The 3,460-nt window shown below is 65.7% G+C and carries 3 protein-coding genes; all 3 read left to right on the plus strand.

Annotated elements, in window-relative coordinates:
- On the plus strand, nt 1-310 hold a 310-nt coding region (locus VF515_14745), incomplete at its 5' end, for an ASPIC/UnbV domain-containing protein (GenBank protein HEX7408889.1).
- The gene (locus VF515_14750) at nt 303-1,769 is read left to right on the plus strand and encodes a hypothetical protein (protein ID HEX7408890.1); all 1,467 of its coding nucleotides are present in this window, start codon (nt 303-305) and stop codon (nt 1,767-1,769) included. The genes VF515_14745 and VF515_14750, both read left to right, overlap by 8 nt.
- Before the next feature lie 174 nt (nt 1,770-1,943).
- Nucleotides 1,944-3,460, plus strand: a 1,517-nt coding sequence (locus tag VF515_14755) for a beta-propeller fold lactonase family protein (GenBank protein HEX7408891.1), incomplete at its 3' end; no start/stop codon positions are given.

Raw genomic sequence — 3,460 nt, forward strand, 5'->3', positions numbered from 1 at the left:
ACACAGGAACGCCTGGATCGGGCTGCAGCTTGTTGGAGGGATGGGTCGAAAGCCGAACAAGGGCGGCAAGCGGTCGAACCGCGACGGTCTCGGTGCAAAGGTGACCGTCACCAGCGGCGGGCACACGCAGATGGCCGAGCGCCGCGCCAGCGTGGGGTACCTCTCTCAAAACGACCCGCGGATGCATTTCGGTCTCGGCGCAGCCGAGCGGGTCGAGCGCATCGACGTCCGCTGGCCATCGGGAAAGACGCAGACGTTGACCGATGTCCCGGCCCGAAAGGTTCTCGTCGTGGAGGAGCCGGATGATTGAGGCGGTGCGGACCACCTTCGGACGGTGGTTGCTGGTCGTTCCGGCAGCGCTGGCGGTGCTGGTTCTCGTGCTGGTTCGGTTCTCGGATTCCTCGGATCCCGCCGCGACGCTGGTTGTCGCGCTGGTGTCGGGCGATACCTCGGATGTCAGGCCGAGCGGTGAAGGCGACGGCAATACCCTCGCGCGCCTGAAGAGTGGCGCGCCGCCGCGGATCATTACCGCCGGATTCACCGCTGCCGTCACGCCGCGGGTCTCGTACGATGGCCGTCGCGCCATCTTCGCCGGCCGGCGCGCGGCCAGCGATCCCATGCAGATCTGGGAAGTGTCCGTCATGGGTTCCTCCCCGCGGCTGATGGCGGGGGGCGGGGAATGCCTTGACCCGGCGTACCTGCCGGACGGAGGCATCGTGTACGCACGGTCTCTACCAGGCGCCGGTCTCGACGCGCCGCAGGCGCTCTACACCACTCAGGCAGATGGACGGGGAGAACGGCGCATCACTTTCGGTGAGGCACACGATCGCGCCCCCGCGGTGCTGCCCGATGGCCGTGTTGTCTTCCGGCGTCACCCGCGCGTCGGAGACGGTCCGGGCCGACTCTTCGTCATCAACCCGGACGGTACCGGCCTGCAGCTGTTCTACGAGCCGGCTGACGGTGTCTCAATCGATGGCGGACCCTGGGTGATCGACGACCGAGTGATCTTCGCGGAAACCGTGCCGCGTGGTGCGACCCTGGAACACCCCGGTTCGCGGCTCGTCTCGGTGTCCGCGCGCCAGCCTCTGGGCCAGCGGGACATCCTCTCGGGTGGCGGTAAGCTCGAAGATCTCGGTGAGGAACGGTTCGCGTCGGTCAGCAAGCTTCCAGAAGGCGGCCTGGTGGCTTCCGCCTACGTGAAGCGCCAGGGTTGGAGTCTGCGCCAACTCACTCCGCACGGAGAGTCCGCCGCGCAGGCGCTCGCGCAGGCGCTTCCGCCGGCAAGCACACTCTCCGGCTTGGCAGATGGCTTGCGCCTCGCGAGTGTGGCGTTGGCAATGCCGCAGGCGCGGCCGCTCGGTCTCACGAGTGTCGTGGACGAGCGCAAATCGACTGGGACCCTTCTGTGTCTCAACGTGCGCAACTCACGCAACACGGCGGTGGCGGAGGCGAAGCCTGCGACGATCCGCACCGTGCGCGTCCTTGCGGTTGACGGGCAGCTGTTGGGGGAAGACTCCGTGGAAGCGGACGGCTCGTTCTTTGTCGAGGTCCCCGCGGACCAACCGCTCCGGTTGGAGTTGCGCGGCCCTGAAGGTGTGGTGGCGGCGGACCACAGCGGGTTGTGGGTCCGGCCCAACGAGAACCGCGGCTGCATCGGTTGTCATGAGGACCCGGAAGTCGCCCCCGAGAACCGGGTGGTGCAAGCAGTGGAGAAAGGTCAGGCCCCGGCAAGAGCGACGGCTCAGCTGGCACGGTCAGAAAAGCACTAGTGGGATTGAGGCATGAAACTCGTTGAGTTTGAGTCAAGTTTCGTTCGCCTCAAACCCTGGCATATGGCGTATGGCTTATGGCTTATGGTTCCTGACAATATGCTATCAGCCATATGCGCCAGGCACTGGTTTGTCAGTCTGAGGCGGAGCCTCACTAGTAGGTGTGGTTGAGGCATGAAGTCATCAGGCAAATGGATCGGGCTTGGCCTGCTGGCGCTGGTGCTTGGCTTCGCGGGGTTCGCTGGGCACCGCGCCGCAACTGAACACGTGCGCTTCTACACCGGCGTCGAACCAACCACGGTGAGCTGCATGTTCTGCCACTACGTCGGTCGCGGCGGCACGCTCGGCGATCGCCTGGCGAAGCCTCGCTACCGCTCCCCTGTCAATCTCGTGTTGTCCGCCGACGGCCGGCGGCTGTACGCGACCGGGTCGCAGGGAGATTCGTTGCTGGTGGTGGATCTGGAGACCCGGCGGGTTGTCAAGGAGATCCCGGTCGGCTCCAAGCCGCAGGCCGTGGTCCTCGGCCCTGATGGCCGGCGTGCTTACGTGTCGAACGAAGGGGCCGACTCGGTCGCGGTCGTCGATCTCGAAGCCGGGCGAGTGACTGCCAGCATCCCGGTGGGTGATGAACCGACCGGCCTGGCGCTGGCGCCGGACGGCACCACGCTGTTTGTCGCCAACTGGTTTGGGAATGACATCAGCGTCATCGATCTCACGCGCGGGGTCGAGGTGAAGAGGCTGCCGGCCGGGAGTAACCCCATCGATCTGACGCTGACGCCCGATGGCAAGCGTCTTCTGGTGGCCAATCAACTCTCGTACCCGACCAGCCGCCCGAACCCACCGGTGTCGGAAGTGACGATGATTGATGTCGAGCGCCGTGTGGTGTCGAGCCGTACCGCGGTGGTGAACGCGCACCTCCTCGAAGGCATCGCGGTGGCGCCGCAGGGAGACCTGGCGCTGATCACGCTGGTCCGGCCGAAGAATCTTCTGCCCGCCATCCAGGTGTCGCGTGGCTGGATGATGACCAACGGCCTCGGCGTCATCGACCTGAAGAGCGGCCGTGTGACGCAGGTGCTTCTCGACGAGCCGGGTGCCTTTTACGCCGACCCGAACGACGTCGTCTTCACCCCGGACGGCCGCCTGGCCTTCGTGAGTCACTCCGGGGCAGACCTGGTTACCGTGGTCGACGTCGAGCGCCTGCGGGCGCTGCTGGCCTCGGCGTCAGCCGCGCAGCTCAGCTCGTTCGCAAACGACCTGGGTTTGAGCCGGCAGTACGTGCGAGCGCGCATCCCGACCGGAGCTAACCCGAAGGGGCTGGCCGTCTCGCCGGATGGAAGATGGGTCTACGTCGCCTGCCGGCTTGCCGACAGCATCGCGGTGATCGATACCAGCCGCATGGAGGTCGCGGCGACCATAGACGTCAGCGGCATCACGCGGGAAACAGTGCTCCGGCACGGGGAGAAGCTGTTCAACAGTGCAGGGCATACGTTCCAGGGGCAATTCAGTTGCCGCAGCTGTCATCCCAACAATCACGTCGACCGGCTGCAGTACGACTTCGAGCCGGATGGGTTGGGCCGCAACGTCGTCGACAACCGCACGCTGCTCGAGATCGACGGCACCGGTCCGTTCAAATGGGATGGCAAGAACACCAGCATGTACATGCAGTGTGGTATCCGCTTCGCGCGCTTCCT

This window comes from Candidatus Binatia bacterium (assembly GCA_036382395.1).
Classification (GTDB): domain Bacteria; phylum Desulfobacterota; class Binatia; order HRBIN30; family HRBIN30; genus JAGDMS01.

Bases quoted from the DNA above. Each gene is read 5' to 3' on its own strand.
- VF515_14750 (HEX7408890.1), top strand. From the start codon at position 303: ATGATTGAGGCGGTGCGGACCACCTTCGGACGGTGGTTGCTGGTCGTT.